Annotated in this window: 15 protein-coding genes; 9 read left to right on the forward strand and 6 right to left on the reverse strand. The window is 31.1% G+C overall.

From position 1 onward, the window contains the following. Positions 1-235 precede the first annotated feature (235 nt). The gene (locus KSU54_RS16430; RefSeq protein ID WP_003535402.1) at positions 236-628 is read left to right on the forward strand and encodes a pyridoxamine 5'-phosphate oxidase family protein; all 393 of its coding nucleotides are present in this window, start codon (positions 236-238) and stop codon (positions 626-628) included. Between the two features lie 65 nt (positions 629-693). On the opposite strand, the gene rfbB is transcribed toward KSU54_RS16430, so the two are convergent. From rfbB to rfbA, 3 genes are read right to left on the reverse strand one after another with little or no spacing between them, the layout of a single operon-like run. Beyond that, the gene (rfbB, locus tag KSU54_RS16435) at positions 694-1,719 is read right to left on the reverse strand and encodes a dTDP-glucose 4,6-dehydratase (RefSeq protein WP_003535401.1); all 1,026 of its coding nucleotides are present in this window, start codon (positions 1,717-1,719) and stop codon (positions 694-696) included. Then, positions 1,720-2,295, reverse strand: coding sequence for a dTDP-4-dehydrorhamnose 3,5-epimerase (gene rfbC / locus KSU54_RS16440; RefSeq protein ID WP_003535400.1), 576 nt, complete (start codon positions 2,293-2,295; stop codon positions 1,720-1,722). It abuts the gene before it with no gap. An 11-nt stretch (positions 2,296-2,306) separates the two neighbouring features. Beyond that, positions 2,307-3,188, reverse strand: a complete 882-nt coding sequence (gene rfbA / locus KSU54_RS16445; protein ID WP_003535399.1) for a glucose-1-phosphate thymidylyltransferase RfbA — start codon at positions 3,186-3,188, stop codon at positions 2,307-2,309. A 195-nt stretch (positions 3,189-3,383) separates the two neighbouring features. Here rfbA and KSU54_RS16450 point away from each other — a divergent pair, with 195 nt between their 5' ends. Beyond that, the gene (locus KSU54_RS16450; protein WP_003535398.1) at positions 3,384-4,238 is read left to right on the forward strand and encodes a YitT family protein; all 855 of its coding nucleotides are present in this window, start codon (positions 3,384-3,386) and stop codon (positions 4,236-4,238) included. Positions 4,239-4,308: 70 nt separating this feature from the next. Here the strand turns inward: KSU54_RS16450 and KSU54_RS16455 are convergent, their stop codons facing one another. Next, positions 4,309-5,037, reverse strand: a complete 729-nt coding sequence (locus KSU54_RS16455; protein WP_003535397.1) for a 6-phosphogluconolactonase — start codon at positions 5,035-5,037, stop codon at positions 4,309-4,311. A gap of 303 nt (positions 5,038-5,340) precedes the next feature. Here KSU54_RS16455 and KSU54_RS16460 point away from each other — a divergent pair, with 303 nt between their 5' ends. From KSU54_RS16460 to KSU54_RS16470, 3 genes are all read left to right on the forward strand, one after another. Beyond that, positions 5,341-6,699 (forward strand): PTS sugar transporter subunit IIC, encoded by a 1,359-nt coding sequence (locus KSU54_RS16460; RefSeq protein ID WP_003535395.1) that lies wholly within the window; start codon positions 5,341-5,343, stop codon positions 6,697-6,699. A gap of 99 nt (positions 6,700-6,798) precedes the next feature. Continuing rightward, positions 6,799-7,380: an RDD family protein gene (locus KSU54_RS16465; RefSeq protein ID WP_003535393.1), complete on the forward strand. Its 582-nt coding sequence runs from the start codon at positions 6,799-6,801 to the stop codon at positions 7,378-7,380. 70 nt (positions 7,381-7,450) lie between these two features. Beyond that, positions 7,451-8,251 carry a MurR/RpiR family transcriptional regulator gene (locus KSU54_RS16470; protein ID WP_009300437.1) on the forward strand — a complete coding sequence of 267 codons (801 nt, stop codon included), beginning with the start codon at positions 7,451-7,453 and terminating at the stop codon, positions 8,249-8,251. A 29-nt stretch (positions 8,252-8,280) separates the two neighbouring features. Here the strand turns inward: KSU54_RS16470 and KSU54_RS16475 are convergent, their stop codons facing one another. Further along, positions 8,281-9,444, reverse strand: coding sequence for a MerR family transcriptional regulator (locus KSU54_RS16475; protein ID WP_003535389.1), 1,164 nt, complete (start codon positions 9,442-9,444; stop codon positions 8,281-8,283). Between the two features lie 138 nt (positions 9,445-9,582). On the opposite strand from KSU54_RS16475, the gene KSU54_RS16480 reads away from it, so the two are divergent. Beyond that, positions 9,583-11,118: an LTA synthase family protein gene (locus KSU54_RS16480; RefSeq protein WP_226814582.1), complete on the forward strand. Its 1,536-nt coding sequence runs from the start codon at positions 9,583-9,585 to the stop codon at positions 11,116-11,118. Between the two features lie 1,692 nt (positions 11,119-12,810). After that, on the forward strand, positions 12,811-14,166 hold the full coding sequence (locus KSU54_RS16485; RefSeq protein WP_008792508.1) for an NlpC/P60 family protein: 1,356 nt from the start codon (positions 12,811-12,813) through the stop codon (positions 14,164-14,166). A gap of 267 nt (positions 14,167-14,433) precedes the next feature. Here the strand turns inward: KSU54_RS16485 and KSU54_RS16490 are convergent, their stop codons facing one another. After that, positions 14,434-14,910, reverse strand: coding sequence for a phosphatase PAP2 family protein (locus KSU54_RS16490; RefSeq protein ID WP_008792507.1), 477 nt, complete (start codon positions 14,908-14,910; stop codon positions 14,434-14,436). Positions 14,911-15,049: 139 nt separating this feature from the next. Between KSU54_RS16490 and KSU54_RS16495 the strand changes: the two genes are divergently transcribed. Next, positions 15,050-16,414: an exopolysaccharide biosynthesis polyprenyl glycosylphosphotransferase gene (locus KSU54_RS16495; protein ID WP_003535375.1), complete on the forward strand. Its 1,365-nt coding sequence runs from the start codon at positions 15,050-15,052 to the stop codon at positions 16,412-16,414. A gap of 153 nt (positions 16,415-16,567) precedes the next feature. Beyond that, positions 16,568-18,627: GBS Bsp-like repeat-containing protein (locus tag KSU54_RS16500; RefSeq protein WP_217749040.1), on the forward strand; the 2,060-nt coding region annotated here is incomplete at its 3' end.

Genomic DNA, 18,627 nt, shown 5'->3' on the forward strand with positions numbered 1-18,627 from the left:
AAATATAAGAAAACTGGAGCAGGATATATTTCCCCTCCAGTTTTAGTATAGAGCCAGTTAAACTAAAGGAATGCTTTTTTAATTTTAATTATTTTAAATTATTTATTATAAATGCTGGTAAGAGAGATTAAAGAATAAAATTATAACTAATATAATGATTTAACTAAGTTTATAATGATTAGATTGTACTAATGAGTTGAGGGGAGTAAAATATATATTATAAGGAGGAGCTGGTATGAATGAAGTTTATGAATTCTTGAAGAAATGTGGAACTTATTATTTAGCTACTGTTGAGGGTTATAAACCGCGGGTTAGGCCATTTGGGACAATTGATTTGTATAATAATAGATTGTATATCCAAACTGGTAAAGTTAAAGCTGTTTCGCGACAAATTAAAGAGAATCCTCAAATAGAGATTTGTGCTATGGATGATGGAAAATGGATTAGAATTGAAGCAACTGCTTATCTTGATAATAATATTGATGCACAAAAACATATGTTAGCAGCCTATCCATCATTGCAAAAAATGTATCAGCCTGGAGATGGAAATACAGAAGTATTTTATCTTCGTAATGTAACTGCAAAAATCTGTTCTTTTACAGAAGAACCAAAAATCTTCAAATTTTAATTAATTTGATAATAAAAAAATTGTTGAACTCATTTATGTTCAACAATTTTTAATTTAAATAATAATTATTTTACTTTTCCAGCGTACATTTTCTCAAAATAGTTTTGATATTCACCAGAAAGAATATTTTGCCACCATTCTTTATTATCTAAATACCATTGAATGGTTTGTTGGATACCAGTATCAAAGTTATATTTTGGTTTCCATCCAAGTTCTGTTTCTAATTTAGTTGGATCAATAGCATAACGACGATCATGCCCCTTACGATCTTCAACATATTTGATTAAAGATTCAGGTTTATTTAAAGCTTTTAAAATAGTTTGAACAACTTCTAAATTAGTTCTTTCATTATGACCACCAACATTATAAACTTCACCAACACGACCTTTTCTAATAATTAAGTCAATTGCAACACAGTGATCGTATACATGTAACCAGTCACGAACATTATCACCTTTACCATATACTGGTAATTCTTCATCAGCTAAAGCTCTTGAAATCATTAATGGAATTAACTTTTCAGGGAAATGATATGGACCATAGTTATTTGAACATCTAGAAATAGTTACTGGTAATCCAAAAGTACGATGATAAGCTAAAACAAATAAATCTGCAGAAGCTTTTGATGAACTATAAGGACTAGATGTGTGTAATGGTGTTGTTTCAGTAAAGAACAAATCAGGTCGATCTAAAGGTAGGTCACCATATACTTCATCAGTAGATACTTGATGATATCTTTTTACTCCAAATTCTTTAGCTGCATCTAATAAAGTAGTTGTTCCCATAACATTTGTTTTAACGAAGATTTCAGGATCAGTAATACTTCTATCAACATGTGATTCTGCTGCGAAGTTAACAACAACATCAAATTTTTCTTCTTCAAATAACTTAAAGATGAATTCACGGTCAGCAATATCACCTTTAACAAATTTATAATTCGGTTTACCTTCAACTGGTTTACAAGTCTCTAAGTTTCCAGCATAAGTTAATAAATCTAAGTTAACGATCATATCTTCTGGATAAGTTTCAACCATATAGTGAACAAAGTTTCCACCGATGAAACCTGCTCCACCTGTTACTAAAATTTTCATTTATTTATCTCCTTCAAATTTAAAATTACAATCACTTTCATCTAATGTAGGACCATTTTTATCTTTATCTGATAAGATTGGTTCAATTCCATTTAATAATCCGCCCCAATCAACATTGACCGAAGGATCATCGTAACGAATTCCCCGATCATGTTCTTTAGAGTATAAATTATCTACTTTGTATCTAAATTCAACATTATCAGTTAATGTTAAGAAACCATGAGCAAATCCTCGAGGAATAAAGAACATCTTCTTATTTTCTTCACTCAACTCTACTGCAACCCATTGTTTATAAGTTGGAGAACCTTTACGAATATCAACAGCGACATCAATAACAGTTCCTTTAGTACAGCTAACTAATTTAGCTTGGGCCATTGGATCATTTTGGAAATGCAAGCCTCTTAAAGTCCCTTTTTTTGCTGTAAAAGACATGTTGTCTTGAACAAAGACATTATCAATTCCTAATTCATGAAAATTACTTGTTGAATATGTTTCCATGAAATAACCGCGGTGATCACCATGAATATCTGGCTCAATGATAACCACACCAGGGATTTTAGTTTCAATTTTTTTCATTTGTCTACCTCTTATTGATCTATAAATTTACCGTCTAATACATCTTTTAAATATTTACCATATTGGTTTTTCTTATACAACTCATATGATGTATTAAGCTGGTCTTTGGAAATCCACCCGTTATTATAAGCGATTTCTTCAAGACATGCAATCTTCCGGTTTTGATGAGTTTCTACAGTTTTAACAAAGTTAGTTGCATCGACTAAACTTTCATGAGTTCCTGTATCTAACCAGGTAAATCCTTGTCCTAATAAAGTTACATCTAAAGTACCATTATCTAGATAGATTTTATTTAAATCAGTAATTTCTAATTCGCCACGGGCACTTGGTTTAATACTTTTAGCGAATTCAACAACATTTTTATCATAGAAATATAGCCCTGTAACAGCATAATTAGATTTAGGATTAGCTGGTTTTTCTTCTAGTGAAACAGCTTTACCATTTTCATCAAATTCAACAACCCCAAATCTCTCAGGATCATCAACATAATATCCAAATACGGTTGCTCCACTAAACTTATTAGCAGCTTCTCTTAAACGTTTACCTAAGCCATGACCATGGAAAATATTATCCCCTAAGACCATTGCACATCCTTCACCATCAATAAATTCTTCACCAAGAATAAATGCCTGAGCTAATCCATCAGGAGAGGGTTGTACTTTGTATTGAAGTGAAATCCCAAATTGGCTGCCGTCACCTAATAGTTCTTCAAAACGAGGAGTATCATCAGGTGTCGAGATGATTAGGATATCTTTGATTCCAGCTTCCATCAAAATACTTAATGGATAATAAATCATTGGTTTGTCATAAATTGGTAATAATTGTTTACTTGTTACTTGAGTTAGAGGATATAATCTTGTTCCAGATCCTCCAGCTAATACAATACCTTTCATATTAAAAAGCCTCCTTTATTTCATCATAATCTTAAACCATTACGTAACGTAAGGGTCAAGTGTTATTGTATAATGATATTAAAGTTTTTAGTACTAAAAAGATGTCTAAAAGAATTAATTAGTAATTGTATTGTATAAAAAACAATTATGATTTAAAATAGATAAAGTTGAAAGTAATGATGAAAGAGTGAGAAAATGAAAGATATCAGAAATATAATCGGAATATTATTAGGTAATACAATTTATGCTTTAGGAGTAACGATGTTTATTTTACCTAATAATTTAATTACAGGTGGAACAACAGGGATGGCGTTGTTAGTAAATGCGACGACTGGATTTTCAATAACTGTCTTTGTTTCAATTTTTAATGTCAGTATGTTTTTAATTGGGTGGAAAGTATTAGGGAAAAAGTTTGCTTTAACGACTTTGATCAGTTCTTTTTACTATCCATTCATTTTAGGGATTCTTCAAGGTGTTTTTAAAAATGAAATGATGAGTAAAGATACATTATTATGCGTTATTTTAGCGGGATTAATGATTGGTACAGCAATCGGGTTAGTAATTCGTTGTGGAGCTAGTACTGGAGGAATGGATATACCGCCATTGATCCTAAATAAAAAATTAGGTATTCCTATTTCAGTAAGTATGTATGGTTTTGATTTTATTATTTTACTAGGACAAATGGTCATTCGTAATCGAGAAATGGTTTTTTATGGAATCTTGCTAGTGCTGATCTATACTGTTGTCTTAGATAAAGTATTGGTTATTGGAAAATCACAGATGCAAGTCAAAATAGTTAGCGCTAAATTTAATGAGATAAATGAAAAGATTATTAGTGTTCTTGATCGGGGAACTACACTGATTCATAGTGAGACGGGTTTTAAGCATAATCAGTACCCAGTAGTTTTAACAGTTGTAAATAATCGAGAGTTGACCCAGTTAAATAATTATGTTTATGACATCGATCCTGATGCCTTTATGATTATCAATAAGGTAAATGAGGTTAGGGGAAAAGGCTTCTCAAGTGCAAAAAAATATGAAAATAAATAAAACGGCTAATATGCAGCGCTCGCCTAAAGTCAGTCTAACTTTAGGCGGGACACTACAATAGGCCGTTTTGTTATAATCTTTTATAGTTATTTAAATCTAGTAATGAAGCAGCATCTTGATCACAAATAACCGTAAAGTTAGGATGCAGTTTTAAAATGGTAGCTGGTAATTCGTCAGTGATTGGTGAATCAAGCATTTGCTTTAAAATTTCTGCTTTTTCTTTACCTGTGACAATCATTACTAGGTGTTTTACTCGCATCAAACTCTTTGGACCCATTGTTAAAGTTACCGGTTGTTGGGGTTTATCAGCATAAGCGGGATTAACCGCATTTTTAATTTTGCGTTCTAATGCATAAGTATAGCTGTCCATTGGTGTACAGCGAGGACAGTTACTACAAAAGTGACCATCAAATCCTAACCCAATCAGCATTGCATCGATTTCTCCGGCATTACGAATCTGTTCATCAAAGGTTTCCCAATTGTCCATAGTAGTGATATGAACTCGATCGGCAGGAATATTAGCTGGTTCAAAAAACACTTTTTGCATTTCTTTCCAGTTTTCACCATCTTCTTTAGCTGTTTTTCCAATATATGGGGCTTCATCGAATAAATAATATTGCACATCAGCGAATTTTGCTTGATCTTTAACATATGGAATCATCATTTTATATAATAATTCGGGTGAACGACCAGCGGTTAGTGAAATATTTACACGCTTATCTTGCATCATTGTTCCGAGTAAAATTTGCATCGCACTTTCACTCATTTTTTCTTTTGAATCTTCAATAATTAATTTCATAATCTTTCTCCTTGATTTTCATATTTTATGAAACATCTTGGATAAAGAAGTAAAGCTTACACAAAGGCTATTCTAAGGCAATAAAGATATTAGGTCAAGGTAATTTTGGTAAAATAATTAATAATATTTATATTTTTTAAAATAACTTTTTTAGCTATTTTTTCATTTTATCATAAATTCAACTAAAATAATTAGTGATTTCCAAATATTGGAAATTATTTCGCAATTATGCAAAATAATTGTTTATAGACTGGTTGAGTTTATATAATCATGGGGAGGTTAAAAGAAGGGAGGAATTAAAATATGAATTTTATTGAAAAATTCAATGAGATTGCCAATAAGACTTTAGTTCCAATTGCTAATAAACTTGGGAACCAGCGTCATTTGGCAGCAATTCGTGATGGTATGGTAGTGGCGATTCCATTATCGATTTTAGGTGGTTTTTGTTTAATTATTTCAACTCCACCATTTACGCCAAAGAGTTTACCGGATTGGGGAGTAATTAGTGATCTATTAATTGGCTGGTATAATTGGGCTCAGGCCAATGCAACGGCTTTGCGACTGCCGTACAATATGACAATGGCATTAATGGGGCTATTTGTTGCTATCGCGATCGCATATCATTTGGCTAAAAGATATGAAATGTCAGGATTAAATGCAGCGATTGTTTCAACCACAGTATTTTTATTGATTTGTGCACCAACAACAACTGCGGTATTGACTAGTGCAATTAGTGAGGGGGCCAACACTAATGATCTATTAGCACAGGCAGCTAGTTTTATTCCTACGACCTACCTAGATGCTAAAGGTATTTTTACTGCTATTATTGTTTCTATCGGCTGTGTTGAAATAATGAGGGTGATGTTGAAGAAAAATATTCGTTTTAAGATGCCTGAGGGAGTTCCTCCAGCAATCGCTTCATCATTTGATTCAATTTTACCACTATTTGTTTGTATGGGAGTCTTCTATGGCTTATCATTGATTATTCAAAATATTAGTGGTGAATTATTACCTAGTTTGATCATGACGATTTTAGCACCAGCAATTTCAGGATTAGATTCATTACTTGGAATTTGTTTAATTACAATTATTGCTCAAACTTTCTGGTTCTTTGGTTTACATGGTGCAAGTATTACGCAGCCAATCAGACTGCCGTTTATGCAAATGTATTTAATGGCAAATATCACTGCTTTTTCAGCTGGTGAGCCAATTGTCAATTTCTTTACTCAACCATTTTGGTCTTATGTAATTACACTTGGTGGCGGAGGTGCAACATTAGGTTTATGTATTCTCTTGTTACGCTCAAAATCAGTAGAGTTAAAGACATTAGGTAAATTATCAATCGGACCAGCAATTTTTAATATCAATGAGCCAATCATCTTCGGGTTACCAATGGTCTTGAATCCGTTAATGATGATACCATTTATTTTTGTACCGGTAATTAATACAATTATTGCTTATACTTGTATGGCTTTAAATATTGTTGGAAAGGGCGTAGTTGAGACTCCATGGACAACTCCGGCACCGATTGGCGCAGCCTTGGGCTGTATGGATATCAAAGCGGGAATCATGGTTATTATCTTAATTATTTTGGATATGCTACTTTATTATCCATTCTTTAAATTAATGGAAAAACAGAAATTAGCTGAAGAAAATAGCTAATTTATTAAAAGTTGATACAATCAAGGATAAAGATAAACTTACACACCAAAAAGAGATTTTAAATCTCTTTTTATTTTAAAAATTTATTGGAGAAGAAAAATGAGTAAAAAAAGAGATAATAAAAGAAAAATAGAGATAAAAGGCTACGATATTGCTAAGTTGCGATTTCAGCGTTTTTTAGCAATGGTCATTGACTGGTACATTAGTAATATGATTGTCGCTATTCCTGTAACTTTTTTTCTTAGGGGTAAGGACTATATTCAACCATATTCTTTTCAACTAGAAACATATGGCTATAAAATAGGAATGATCTATGGTCTGTTTGTTGTAGTTGTTGGGATTTGTTATTATTTTGCTGTTCCGACATATATATGGAAAGGTCAAACTTTAGGAAAGAAAATTTGTAAACTACAAGTTGTTAAAACTGATGGACAAAAAGTGGATACAAAAACAATGTTTTTAAGAGAAATCATTGGTGCAGTAGTAATAGAAGGTGGGATTGTCGTTTCAGCCACGTATATCCGTAAATTAATTGGCTTATTGATTACAGCCGAGATTATTCCGATTCTTAAATATGGAGCGTATGCAATAACCCTCGCTTCAATTATTTATGCGTATTTTAATCCTTTATCACAATCTTTTCATGATAAACTAGCAAGAACAGTAGTAATTAGAAAATAAAATTAGACATTTTAACTGTTCATGATATACTATTGAATTATTAATAGATTTTATGAAGGGTGGAACTGGTATGTATAATTTAACGATTATCTTGTTATCAACGATCAATAGCGAATTAATTAATTCTAATAATTATCGAATTGCTAAATATATTTTAGAGAACATGCGGGCTCTGGAGGATATCTCCATAACCGAATTAGCGAAAGAGTGCTATGTGTCTAATTCTAGTATTTCTAGGTTTTGCCGTGATATTGGCTTACGAGATTATAATGAGTTAAAAAGTCAAATTGCAAAGTACCAGCCAGCTCACCAGTATGCCAAAAATAAATTCTATTATCAAAGTTATCAAAAAGAGGTTCCTGGTCAATCCTTTGTTGAAGGGGTTATAGAAAATTTACAATTATTAAAGAGAACAATTAACGAAAAAGATATTTATAAATTGGTAACTGATATTGCGAATTATTCAAATGTTGCAGCCTTTGGATATATGCAATCACAAAGTGTTGCCCAAAATTTACAATATGATCTTCAAACATGCCATAAATTTATTCATACATCAATGAAATATAGTGATCAAATTGAATATATCAATAATGCTGATAGTAGTAATTTGATTATTATTTTATCAGAATCCGGTACTTATTTTAAACGAGCTTTTGAAAGAAAGACATTATTTAGAAATACTAATGACAAACCTAAAATATATTTAATTACTTGTAATTCGGATATTGAAATTCCCTATGTAGATTACTATATTCGCTATGAAAGTATTAATGACTATGCCAGTCATCCATATTCATTAGCAGCCATTACGGGAATGATCTGTACATGTTATGCGGAGCGGTATCTAGAGGCTCCTGAACCAATTTAAAAAGTAAAGCGACTCCTAAAAGAGTCGCTTTACTTCGTACAAATAAATAAACCAGAGTCCTTGGTGATCTTAATCCCCTGGGATTCTTTGATTAAATCTTCGATATATATTTTAAATTCTTTTAGTCGATTACCAAGGTATTCGTTTTGATTACCATGACAACTAAGAATATAATCGATAAGTGGTTGGGCTTCAGTTATTAACAAATAATCTTCATATTTTTTTAATTCCACATAATTAAAATAGCTTTTTAAAATATCTTTACCATTTTCAAGACCGAAACGTTCAGGAAGAGGATCATCAGATAAAGAGATACGTGAGTCAAAGTTTTGAGCAAGTTCGCTAATTTCCTGCATATGATATTTACTGTAGGTCGTGCAATAAAAAGTACCATTATTCTTTAAGACACGAGTTATTTCAGTTAAACCTTGTTTTAAATCCTTTAAATAAAAAAGCATGTGATTAGCAACAATTGTATCAAAGTAGTTATTTTTAAAAGGAATACTTTGGCAGTCTGCAACAATATAATTATAATCATTTCCAAGTTTTTGACGAATTTCATCTATCATTCCCTCAGAATTATCTGATAAGAAGATTTCTCGATTACGAAGATTATATGTATTGTTCTCCCATAATTTACCATTTCCACAGCCGAGCTCTAATAGACGATACACGGTGGAAAAATCAATTTGTTCAAAAATCCAGGGAAACCAGCCTTGCTGGTTTATTGAAAATTTGTCATGCAGTTTGATTCGTGTATCAAGATTTTTAGCATTCATATATTGCGTGACAAGATTATCATCAATTGTTGATAAGCGGATCAGTTCAATAATTTTGTCCCAGGCGATATTTTTTTTATTGATTAGACGCTCTGTTGCTTTTAAAGAATCTTTTAGATTGGTTAAATGTTTGATTTTCTGATCAATTAGATTGGTTTGCAGTTTAATCGACTCTTTAAAGTTATCCTGGTTATTATCTTGAATAAGAGGATAAATTTCTTCAAGTGAGAATCCTAATTCTTTTAGTGAGAGGATCTTTTGAAGGGTAATTAAATCACGATTGCAATAGCGGCGATATCCGTTATCAAGAATTTTTGTTGGTTTTAAAAGACCGATTTTATCATAATATCTGATTGTTCTTAAGGTGACACCTGCCATTTTCGCAAATTCACCAGTTGAATATAGTTTTTCCATAGTTATATTATAAGGTGAAGTGTTGTTTTTTTAAAGAAAAATAAATTTTTAATCTAATTTAGAAACGAATATATTATTGTGTTAGAAATTTGTTAGAAATTGTTAAAGATTATGTTAAAATTAAATTTGGTGATAGTAATGAGTAAAAGGCATAGAGCTGTATCAATAATTATATTTAGTATTTTTTTATTTTTATCGTTAATGATTTGTACTTCGGTATTGTGGTGTAATCGTACTTTTGGAAAAGTAGATATGGATCAGTTGTTGTTTACTGTATTAGCTCCGACAACAAGTACTGATCATGGTATTATTATTAGCTGGATTTTAGAATCACTTGTTTTTTCTTTGGTAATAATGGTAATTGTTTTAATTTCTTACTATTTGATAAGAAAATATTGGGCAAATAGATTTGTGAAACCAAGATTTTTATATGTGATTAATCGTCATCTATGGGTTTTAGGAGTTGTTTTATTGGCAGGTGCGTTATCTATGGCAGAAAGTAATTTTGGGGTATTTGACTATTTGCGCAAAAGTAATCAAAAAACGGAAATATATGAGCCGAAAAAGATTGCTGTAAAGAAAGAGGTTTCGGACGGAGATCCAGAACTTATTTATGCTGATCCAACGAGTGTTGCAGTTTCTGGTGAGAATCCTAATAATTTAATATATATATATTTAGAGTCTTATGAAAATACGTTCATGGATGTTGTTAATGGCGGTATCAAAGAAATTAATTGTTTACCTGAGCTGACTCAATTAGCCAATGAGAATATTAGTTTTTCAAATACTGACAAAGCTGGAGGGGCTTTGGGGTTTACTGGAACTACTTGGACGATAGCTTCAATGGTAGGGCAGTCATCAGGCTTGCCATTAAAATCAGAAGTAGCTAATGATATGAGTAATTATGCTAAATTTATGCCGGGAGCAAAAATGATTGGTGATATTCTTGCGGAAAATGGTTATATTCAGGAATTTTGTATTGGAGGTAATGCGACTTTCGCGGGGACTGATAAGCTGTTCGAACAACATGGAAACTATAAGATCGTAGATTATAAAGCCCTTAAGAATGATGGACGAGTGCAACGAGGTGAAGTGTGCGAGTGGGGAATAAATGATCAGGGCTTATTTAGAATTGCTAAGGAGGAGATAACTAACTTAGTCAATAGTGGTCAAAAATTTAATTTTACAATGGCAACAATAGATTGCCATACAACCGATGGAATTAAATGTTCACTTTGTCCGAATACCTATTCAAATAGATATGAGAATATTTATGCTTGTCAATCAAAACAAGTAAATAATTTTATCTCATGGTGTAAGGAACAGTCCTGGTTTGCAAATACAACAATTGTTTTAGTTGGTGATCATAATACTATGGCGGTTAAATATACTAAAGATATTCCTGCTGATTATGTTAGAACGACATATAACTGTTTTATTAATTCTAAAGTATCGAGTAATAATATAAAAAACAGACAGTTCAGTCATTTAGATATGTTTCCAACTACGTTAGCAGCTATGGGATTTAAAGTAGATGGAAATAAGTTAGCTTTAGGTACAAATCTTTTTAGTAGTTTACCTACAGCGATTGAAAAGTATGGTCAGGCTTATATTGAGGCTGAAGTTAAAAAGAGTTCAACTTTTTTAGATGAGAATATTTATAAGTTTAATTAAGTATTGCGTTGATTTTTATTATATGTTTCAGAAAGTCTAGAAAAGAGTCTAATAAAATTATTTAAAGAATATTTTAGATAGATATGCTTTATAGTATGAAATCTTGATAATATATTCTATTTACCATGATTCAAAGATATGGGTATTTATCTGAAGATTACAATAAGTTCAAAGGATGATAATAAGATTGAAAATTATAATGGTCATAATTTTGTGAGACTTCAGCTATTGTATATGGTAAGGCTAATGGCAATAATAAAGATAAAAATGAACAAAAAAAGCTTGAGAATGCAGGTATAACTAAAAATAAATTTGTTAAGTGGGCATAAGATTATTAAAAAAACCACAAATTTTCTAATGAGTATTTATTAATTGTAAAAGTCTATAATTTTATATTTTACTGATATTAAATAGCTATATTTACTTAAATGTAGATAAAATTTATTTTTTGTAAAGTAGTATTTATCACTACTATATTGTATAATTATATATAGCGATGGAGAGAAAATCTGAAGAAGCTATTTGAAATTGTATTGGTACTATTTTTATGTATTGGAATGGTTGGGGGCAGTAGTAAATCAGATAATTCGAGTGGCTCAAACAGCTCAGAATTAAAAACTAATTCAGAAATAAAGTAAGTTTTAGAAGCTACCGGGTATGCAACAGAATATGGAGAAAATCTTGAGGCAAGTGTTGATGCATTTGCTAGAAATAAAAAGTAGGTCAAGTATTTATTTTTTATGAAAATTACGAAGATATGGGCTTGACATATCAATCTAATGAAACAGTGTTATTTGTTGATGAGCGATCAACATTAAATCTTTAAAATAATGGTGTATTTAAGGTTGGAGTGGATTTAGAGGCTGGAATATATAATATTAGTCTATGTGGTGATAATTCATATTATGGGACTGTGTTTCTTAATGATGATGAAAAAAAATTGAAATTGGATCAAATGATTTTGGCTTTACTGATGATATTCAAATAAAAGTCAATGATAGAGAATATTTAGTAAGTGCTGTAATTACTAAAGTTTAGTAAATATAATGTGTAAAAAATTCTGTTTAGAAGAGTAACTCTAAATATACTGTACTAAAGTCGTTAAGCTTTATAAAATTAACTAATAGTTTTTAGAATGTTGTTAAGTGAAGAAAAGTATATACCGGAAATATTAATTATAACAGTTTTCTTATTAATTTTAATAGTCAATAGCTTTCTTATTGTATAACCATAAATTATTTCGTAAGCATTATAGGAGAGAATGCTCGAAAAACTATCTGTGACATGAGTGCAAATATAGTTTTATAAAGACAATATTGTCTTTATTTAAAATTGGAGTATTTAACTGTTTTTTGTATGTTAAATATTTTAATTGGTTATATTAGTATTCAAAATATTAATATTAGTTATATGGAAGAAGTAGGAGAGTTAAGTTTTTGGCTCTTCTATTTTTTGATATAATATTTTATTGATTTAAAAATTATTTATTAAAATTTCTATATATTTAATAAAACTATATTTTGATAATAGAAAAGTAGGTTGTGAAAAAAGCTAAATTATGTACGGATTGGTTTAAAATATAGATTCACTTTAACAATTCTAAATAAAAATCAGGAAAGGAAAAGTATATTGAATTTTTTGTTAATGATTTGATGATAACAGATTAGATTCTAATATACAGAGAAAAGTTTTATGAAAAAATTTTTAAAGTTATTTGTGGTAGTAATGCTTACATGCACGACGCTAGTTTTTACATTAGGCATTTTTACTTCACCCCTTTCATTAAGTGCAATGGAGTTACCAGCAATAAATTATCAAGCTCATGTTGAAGATAAAGGTTGGTTAGATACAGTCCATGATAATGAAATTGCAGGAACTGTAAATCAAAGTAAGCGACTAGAGGCATTAATTTTAAATCTTAAAGAAAATGATAAAAGTATGGTAAGATATCGTGCTCATATAGCTGATGTTGGGTGGCAAGCATGGGTTACATCAGGAGCTCAAGCAGGCACTACAGATAAAGCAATAGCTATACAAGCGTTTCAAGCGGAGCTTACAAATGAGTACAAAGATATGTATGATATTTATTATCGGGTACACGTGCCATATAGGGGTTGGCTAGGCTGGGCAAAGAATGGAGAGATTGCAGGATCGATAGGACTTGCACTTCGAACAGAAGCGATTCAAATTAAATTAGTTATTAAAGGAAGTCAAATTTCAACAGAGGGATTACCATCACTAACAAAACCAACATTAACATATAGCTCTCATGTGCAAGATATGGGATGGATGAGTTATGCAGATGAAGGTAAGATGGCAGGAACTACTAATCAAAAAAAGAGAATGGAAGCTGTTAAAATTAAATTAAGTGATTTTGATGGTAATAGTGGATTAACATATCGAACTCATGTTTCTGATGTGGGTTGGCAGAACTGGGTCTCTAGCAATGAAAGAGCGGGAACTGAAGGTCAAAATAAACCTATTGAGGCAATTGAAATTAGTTTATCAAGAACAATGTCTGATTTTTTTGATATCTATTATAGAATGCATGTTTCCAATATGGGTTGGTTAGGTTGGGCAAAGAATGGAGAAACAGCAGGTACGATAGGGGGAAGGATTCAATCAGAAGCAATTGAAATTAAACTTGTTCCTAGAAACTCCACATTTGATAGAGGTGGTGTGGCTTTTGTAGATGCTACAATTACGATACGTGACCGTATCGTTGATGCAGCGCATTCGAGATTAGGATGCCCATATGTTTGGGGAGGAAATGGTCCCAACACATTTGATTGTTCTGGGCTTGTTAAGTGGTGCTATGCTCAAGTAGGAATTAGTATTCCTCGAACAACAGGTGAATTAAAGAGTTATGGTACTCAAATAAGTGTATCACAAGCTTTACCAGGAGATATTTTATGGAAGTCAGGTCATGTTGGTATTTACATTGGTAATGGTCAATATATCCATGCACCTCAAACTGGTGATGTAGTTAAGATTTCTTCAGTATCGAGTGGTAACTTTACTTTTGCTAGAAGATCTAATGAGTTATAAAGAATATATTAAAGACTCGTACTTTTGAAGTGAAGTCGAGTCTTTTTCTAAATTATTTAGTTAAATGTTTAATATCGAAATTATCTACCTTTTATACTCATCACTATTTTTAATTTTAGTTTTGAACCTTGGAAAATAGATATATTGTTTTCTAATTCTTAATTACATGTTGGATATTTTACTATTACTATATGCATCCTTTAATCCCACCCAGTATTATTTAATAAAAATCACAAGAATATTTTTTATCTTGTGATTAAAAAGTTATTAAATTAAATTAACTATAAAAGCAATAGCAATACTTGCAAGAATATCAGTTAAGTAGTGAACACCTGATAAAAGTCTACATAATGAGATAGCTATTGCAAGGGTACTTAATAGCAATCCCATATTAGGACCAAAGTGTAAAACAGCTAAAGCAATTGATATTGACATAGCAACATGAATACTTGGAAATGAATGACCCGTTTTTTTACTGCCGTCAATTGGTGTCAAATCATATTTTTCAGAGGGGCGTTTTCTATCAATTACAATTCTTAAAATAGCGGTAATTGCAAATACTGCTATTGGTTCTGCCGCTAAACCTAATAGGTTGTGTGGTCGATCTAAATATATTTTTAATAAAAAGAGCATATAAAAAATAGCAACCATGTATGGACAAAATCTTGAAGTAAAATGAGTACAAGATTTGATAAATGGGTGATTCCACATAAATTTATTTAATCCCGTATAAAAGAATTTCATGGACAACCTCCTATAAAGTATATAATTATTATACAATATTTATCAGTTTAAACAATCTTATTAGTTGTTTAAACTGATAAAAGATAGAAATAATAGTTGTATTAAGGTATAATTGTTCTATGAATGTCGAGGTGGAATTATGAATAGAAAAATAATGCCAATCATGTTATTTATGATTGAGGTTGTGATGTATTATTTTATATGCTTATATTTTCATATGGATATTGATTTAATAGTGGGATCAGGAACGCTATATTTTTTATTTTTATTTATTTACGGACATTATTCATTAAATACTTGTTTAATATGGAATGAAATTCAACAGCTTGTCAAATCAAGTTTTTGTTTTTACATAGCTTTATTAGTTTTAGTACCCCAATCTACAGGTTACGAAAGAAAAATGCATTTAACGCTTATGGCGATATCAATGTTTTTGATTAGTTTATTAGCATCTAGATTTCTTAGAATTGCGTTTAGAGAACAATTTGCGAGGAAAACATTAGTTATTGGTACCGGATACGAGGCAGCAAGATTAGGAAAAATATCAAATAATAATAGATTTGCTTTAACTAATATAATGGGATATGTTGATGTAAATAAAACAAATGAATTATTTAGATTTGAACAAGAAAATATTATTAAGCATAGTCCTATATATGAATATGATAAAATTGATGAAGCAATAGAAAACCTAGGTATTGAACAAATCATTATTGCAATACCAGAAGCTGATCAGCAAGTAATTGATAAGGTAATGAGCGATATATATGGTAAAGTTGATTCAGTTAAGTATTTACCAGATGTGAATGGAACAATGACGTTTTCTTCAGAAGTTCAAGATTTTGATGGACAGCTACTAATCGCAACTTCAAATGATGAAATTGGATTATTAGATAAGTTTATTAAGAGACTTATTGATATATTAGCTGGTATAGCAGGGGTGATGACTTTACTGCCATTAATGGCTTATGTGAAATATAAATATGTTAAGAGCGGTGACCATGACAATATCATGTTTTCACAAGAGCGGATTGGGAAAAATGGAAAGTTGATTAAAATATATAAATTTAGATCAATGATACCTAATGCCGAAGCTGAGCTTGAAAGAATGATGGAAGAGGATCCTAAAATAAAAGAAGAGTATTTAACTAACAAAAAATTAAAAGATGATCCTCGGATTACTCCTGTTGGACATTTTTTAAGGAAAACATCGTTAGACGAGTGGCCACAATTTGTAAATGTATTAAAGGGTGAAATGAGTTTTATAGGGCCAAGACCATACTTACCACGTGAAAAAGAGGATATGGGTCAATATTATGATTCAATTATTAAATTAAAACCTGGTGTTACAGGGATGTGGCAAGCTAATGGTCGAAGTGATGTGGAGTTTAGTTATCGGTGTAAATTAGATGACTATTATTATCATAATTGGTCAATATGGTTAGATTTTACAATTATGTATAAAACTGTTAAAAGTGTTGTTTATGGAAAAGGTTCGTTATAGATATATAGTTTTAGATATTTAAACAAATAAAATAAGAAAGTGTATATAATTATATTTAATTATAAATAAATGTGTGAATTAATGATTGAATGATTGTTATATTAGCACATTTTTTGTATACTTATACTGATTAATAGAGTCAGGAGAGTGTGTATGAAGAAAAAAATAGCAAAAGTTAGTGCTGCATCGTTGATTACATTAAGTATGACAGTGGGAAATGTTGCGGCTTTTAATAATCATGATGATTTATCAGTAGAAGATGAAAGTAGTAATGATAAAAATATAGATCTAAATAGTAATTCCACTACGGAATTAGAAAATAATTCTTCGATTGAAACAAAAAATGGTAATAAGGAAGTTATTGGTCAAACTAAATTTGTTGATGAGAATGGAAACATCACAACTGTGGATGTCTATGATGGTACTACTGGAGAAGTGTATAATCCTAGATTAAGAGTTGTGAGTACAGCCAATATGGTTAATTTTAACTGTAGTAGTGCAGGAACAACTACGGAGTTTGTAGATTATTATACTGGACAGGCGGGATATATTTCAAAAGCAAGTGCTGCTGATGCTGCTTTTTTAGGTTATGAAAATGGAAAAGTTAAGTTTATGATTTCAGGTGTTACAGGGTTAGTAGATCCAAGTAAAGTAGAGGTTTTAACACAAGGAACTTATTATGCAAGTAACTATGAAGTAAATTCATCAGGTAATTTATATCATTATATTTCTAATAATGTTAATGCTACCGGTAATCAAGGAAATAGTAACTATGTAGGAAAAGGACCAAGCTATTTGACAAAAGGAAAAGAATATTATAGCTATGATGGACACTATTTTTATGAAAATTATAATACTATGATTACGGATTACAAAAATAATGTAAGAACAAATTCGGTTAATCCAAGTACCCCATATTATAATTATTTTCAATACCTACCAATGCGAAGTAAAACAAACTACACTGCTCAAGAATTAACAACTTATCTTAACAATAAAGCAAACTCAAGTACATCGAAATTAAATAATACTGGTGACATGTTCATAAAATATCAAAATAAGTATGGTGTAAATGCATTAATGGCAGCGAGTTTTGCTGCACTTGAATCAGGTTGGGGTAAGAGTTCTATAGCTCAAAATAAAAATAATTTATTTGGGATGAATGCAACAGATGCTAACCCTTCAGAAGATGCCAAAAAATATTCAAGTGTCGAAGCTTGTATTGAAGATTTTGCATCAAACTGGATGTCAAAGAAATATCTAAATGGGACATACACAAGTTTATTTAGGGGTGGGTACTTTGGTGATAAAGGAAGTGGAATTTTCGGCAAATACTCCTCTGACCCATACGAAGGTGAAAAATGTGCATCAATTGCTGAAAATATGGATGCGAGTATATCTGGAAAAGATAAAAATTATTATACTATTGGTGTAAAAGATGTTGCTGGAACGTCACGGACTAATTTGAATGTACGACAATCAAGCAATATATCATCAACAGTTCTATATACAACAATAAAAAATCCTAGTTATGCTTTTATAGTAAGAAAGAAGACTCCTGAAAATGAATTCTATGAAATTCAAAGTGATTCAGTATTGAATAGTAATAGGACTGCAGTGTCAACAAGTGCGGAATATAATTATGACAGTGATTATGCATATGTATCTTCTAATCATTTAACAATTGTAAATAATGGAAATGATATTTCATATGAGAAAAATGAAGCACCGGTAATAAGCAATGCGAAGATAACAAACGTGAGCCGAAGCGGATATACAGTGACATGTACAGTAACAGATGACAATGCGGTAGACAGAGTACTGATGCCGACATGGAGCGAGAACAACGGGCAGGATGATCTGATCTGGTATACAGCCAACAGGACTGGAAATACATATACAATAGAAGTAAAGACATCAAACCACAAAAATGACAGCGGAAAATATCATACTGATATATATGCTTATGACAGCGAAGGAAAAGTAAGCAAGATAGAGCTGACGGCGACAGTACCGGGGGCAAATGAAGCACCGGTAATAAGCAATGCGAAGATAACAAACGTGAGCCGAAGCGGATATACAGTGACATGTACAGTAACAGATGACAATGCGGTAGACAGAGTACTGATGCCGACATGGAGCGAGAACAACGGACAGGATGATCTGATCTGGTATACAGCCAACAGGACTGGAAATACATATACAATAGAAGT

Origin of the sequence: Erysipelatoclostridium sp. MSK.23.31, assembly GCF_019125875.1 — a bacterium.
In the GTDB taxonomy this organism is placed as follows: Bacteria; Bacillota_I; Bacilli_A; order Erysipelotrichales; family Coprobacillaceae; genus Thomasclavelia; species Thomasclavelia ramosa.

What these genes read in the sequence shown, in the direction of transcription:
- KSU54_RS16450 (WP_003535398.1), top strand. Translation starts at nt 3,384, where the DNA reads ATGAAAGATATCAGAAATATAATCGGAATATTATTAGGTAATACAATT.
- KSU54_RS16490 (WP_008792507.1), bottom strand. Translation starts at nt 14,910, where the DNA reads ATGAAATTCTTTTATACGGGATTAAATAAATTTATGTGGAATCACCCA.
- rfbB (WP_003535401.1), bottom strand. Translation starts at nt 1,719, where the DNA reads ATGAAAATTTTAGTAACAGGTGGAGCAGGTTTCATCGGTGGAAACTTT.
- KSU54_RS16465 (WP_003535393.1), top strand. Translation starts at nt 6,799, where the DNA reads ATGAGTAAAAAAAGAGATAATAAAAGAAAAATAGAGATAAAAGGCTAC.
- KSU54_RS16480 (WP_226814582.1), top strand. Translation starts at nt 9,583, where the DNA reads ATGAGTAAAAGGCATAGAGCTGTATCAATAATTATATTTAGTATTTTT.
- KSU54_RS16485 (WP_008792508.1), top strand. Translation starts at nt 12,811, where the DNA reads ATGAAAAAATTTTTAAAGTTATTTGTGGTAGTAATGCTTACATGCACG.
- KSU54_RS16470 (WP_009300437.1), top strand. Translation starts at nt 7,451, where the DNA reads ATGTATAATTTAACGATTATCTTGTTATCAACGATCAATAGCGAATTA.
- rfbC (WP_003535400.1), bottom strand. Translation starts at nt 2,295, where the DNA reads ATGAAAAAAATTGAAACTAAAATCCCTGGTGTGGTTATCATTGAGCCA.
- KSU54_RS16475 (WP_003535389.1), bottom strand. Translation starts at nt 9,444, where the DNA reads ATGGAAAAACTATATTCAACTGGTGAATTTGCGAAAATGGCAGGTGTC.
- KSU54_RS16455 (WP_003535397.1), bottom strand. Translation starts at nt 5,037, where the DNA reads ATGAAATTAATTATTGAAGATTCAAAAGAAAAAATGAGTGAAAGTGCG.
- KSU54_RS16460 (WP_003535395.1), top strand. Translation starts at nt 5,341, where the DNA reads ATGAATTTTATTGAAAAATTCAATGAGATTGCCAATAAGACTTTAGTT.
- KSU54_RS16495 (WP_003535375.1), top strand. Translation starts at nt 15,050, where the DNA reads ATGAATAGAAAAATAATGCCAATCATGTTATTTATGATTGAGGTTGTG.
- KSU54_RS16430 (WP_003535402.1), top strand. Translation starts at nt 236, where the DNA reads ATGAATGAAGTTTATGAATTCTTGAAGAAATGTGGAACTTATTATTTA.
- rfbA (WP_003535399.1), bottom strand. Translation starts at nt 3,188, where the DNA reads ATGAAAGGTATTGTATTAGCTGGAGGATCTGGAACAAGATTATATCCT.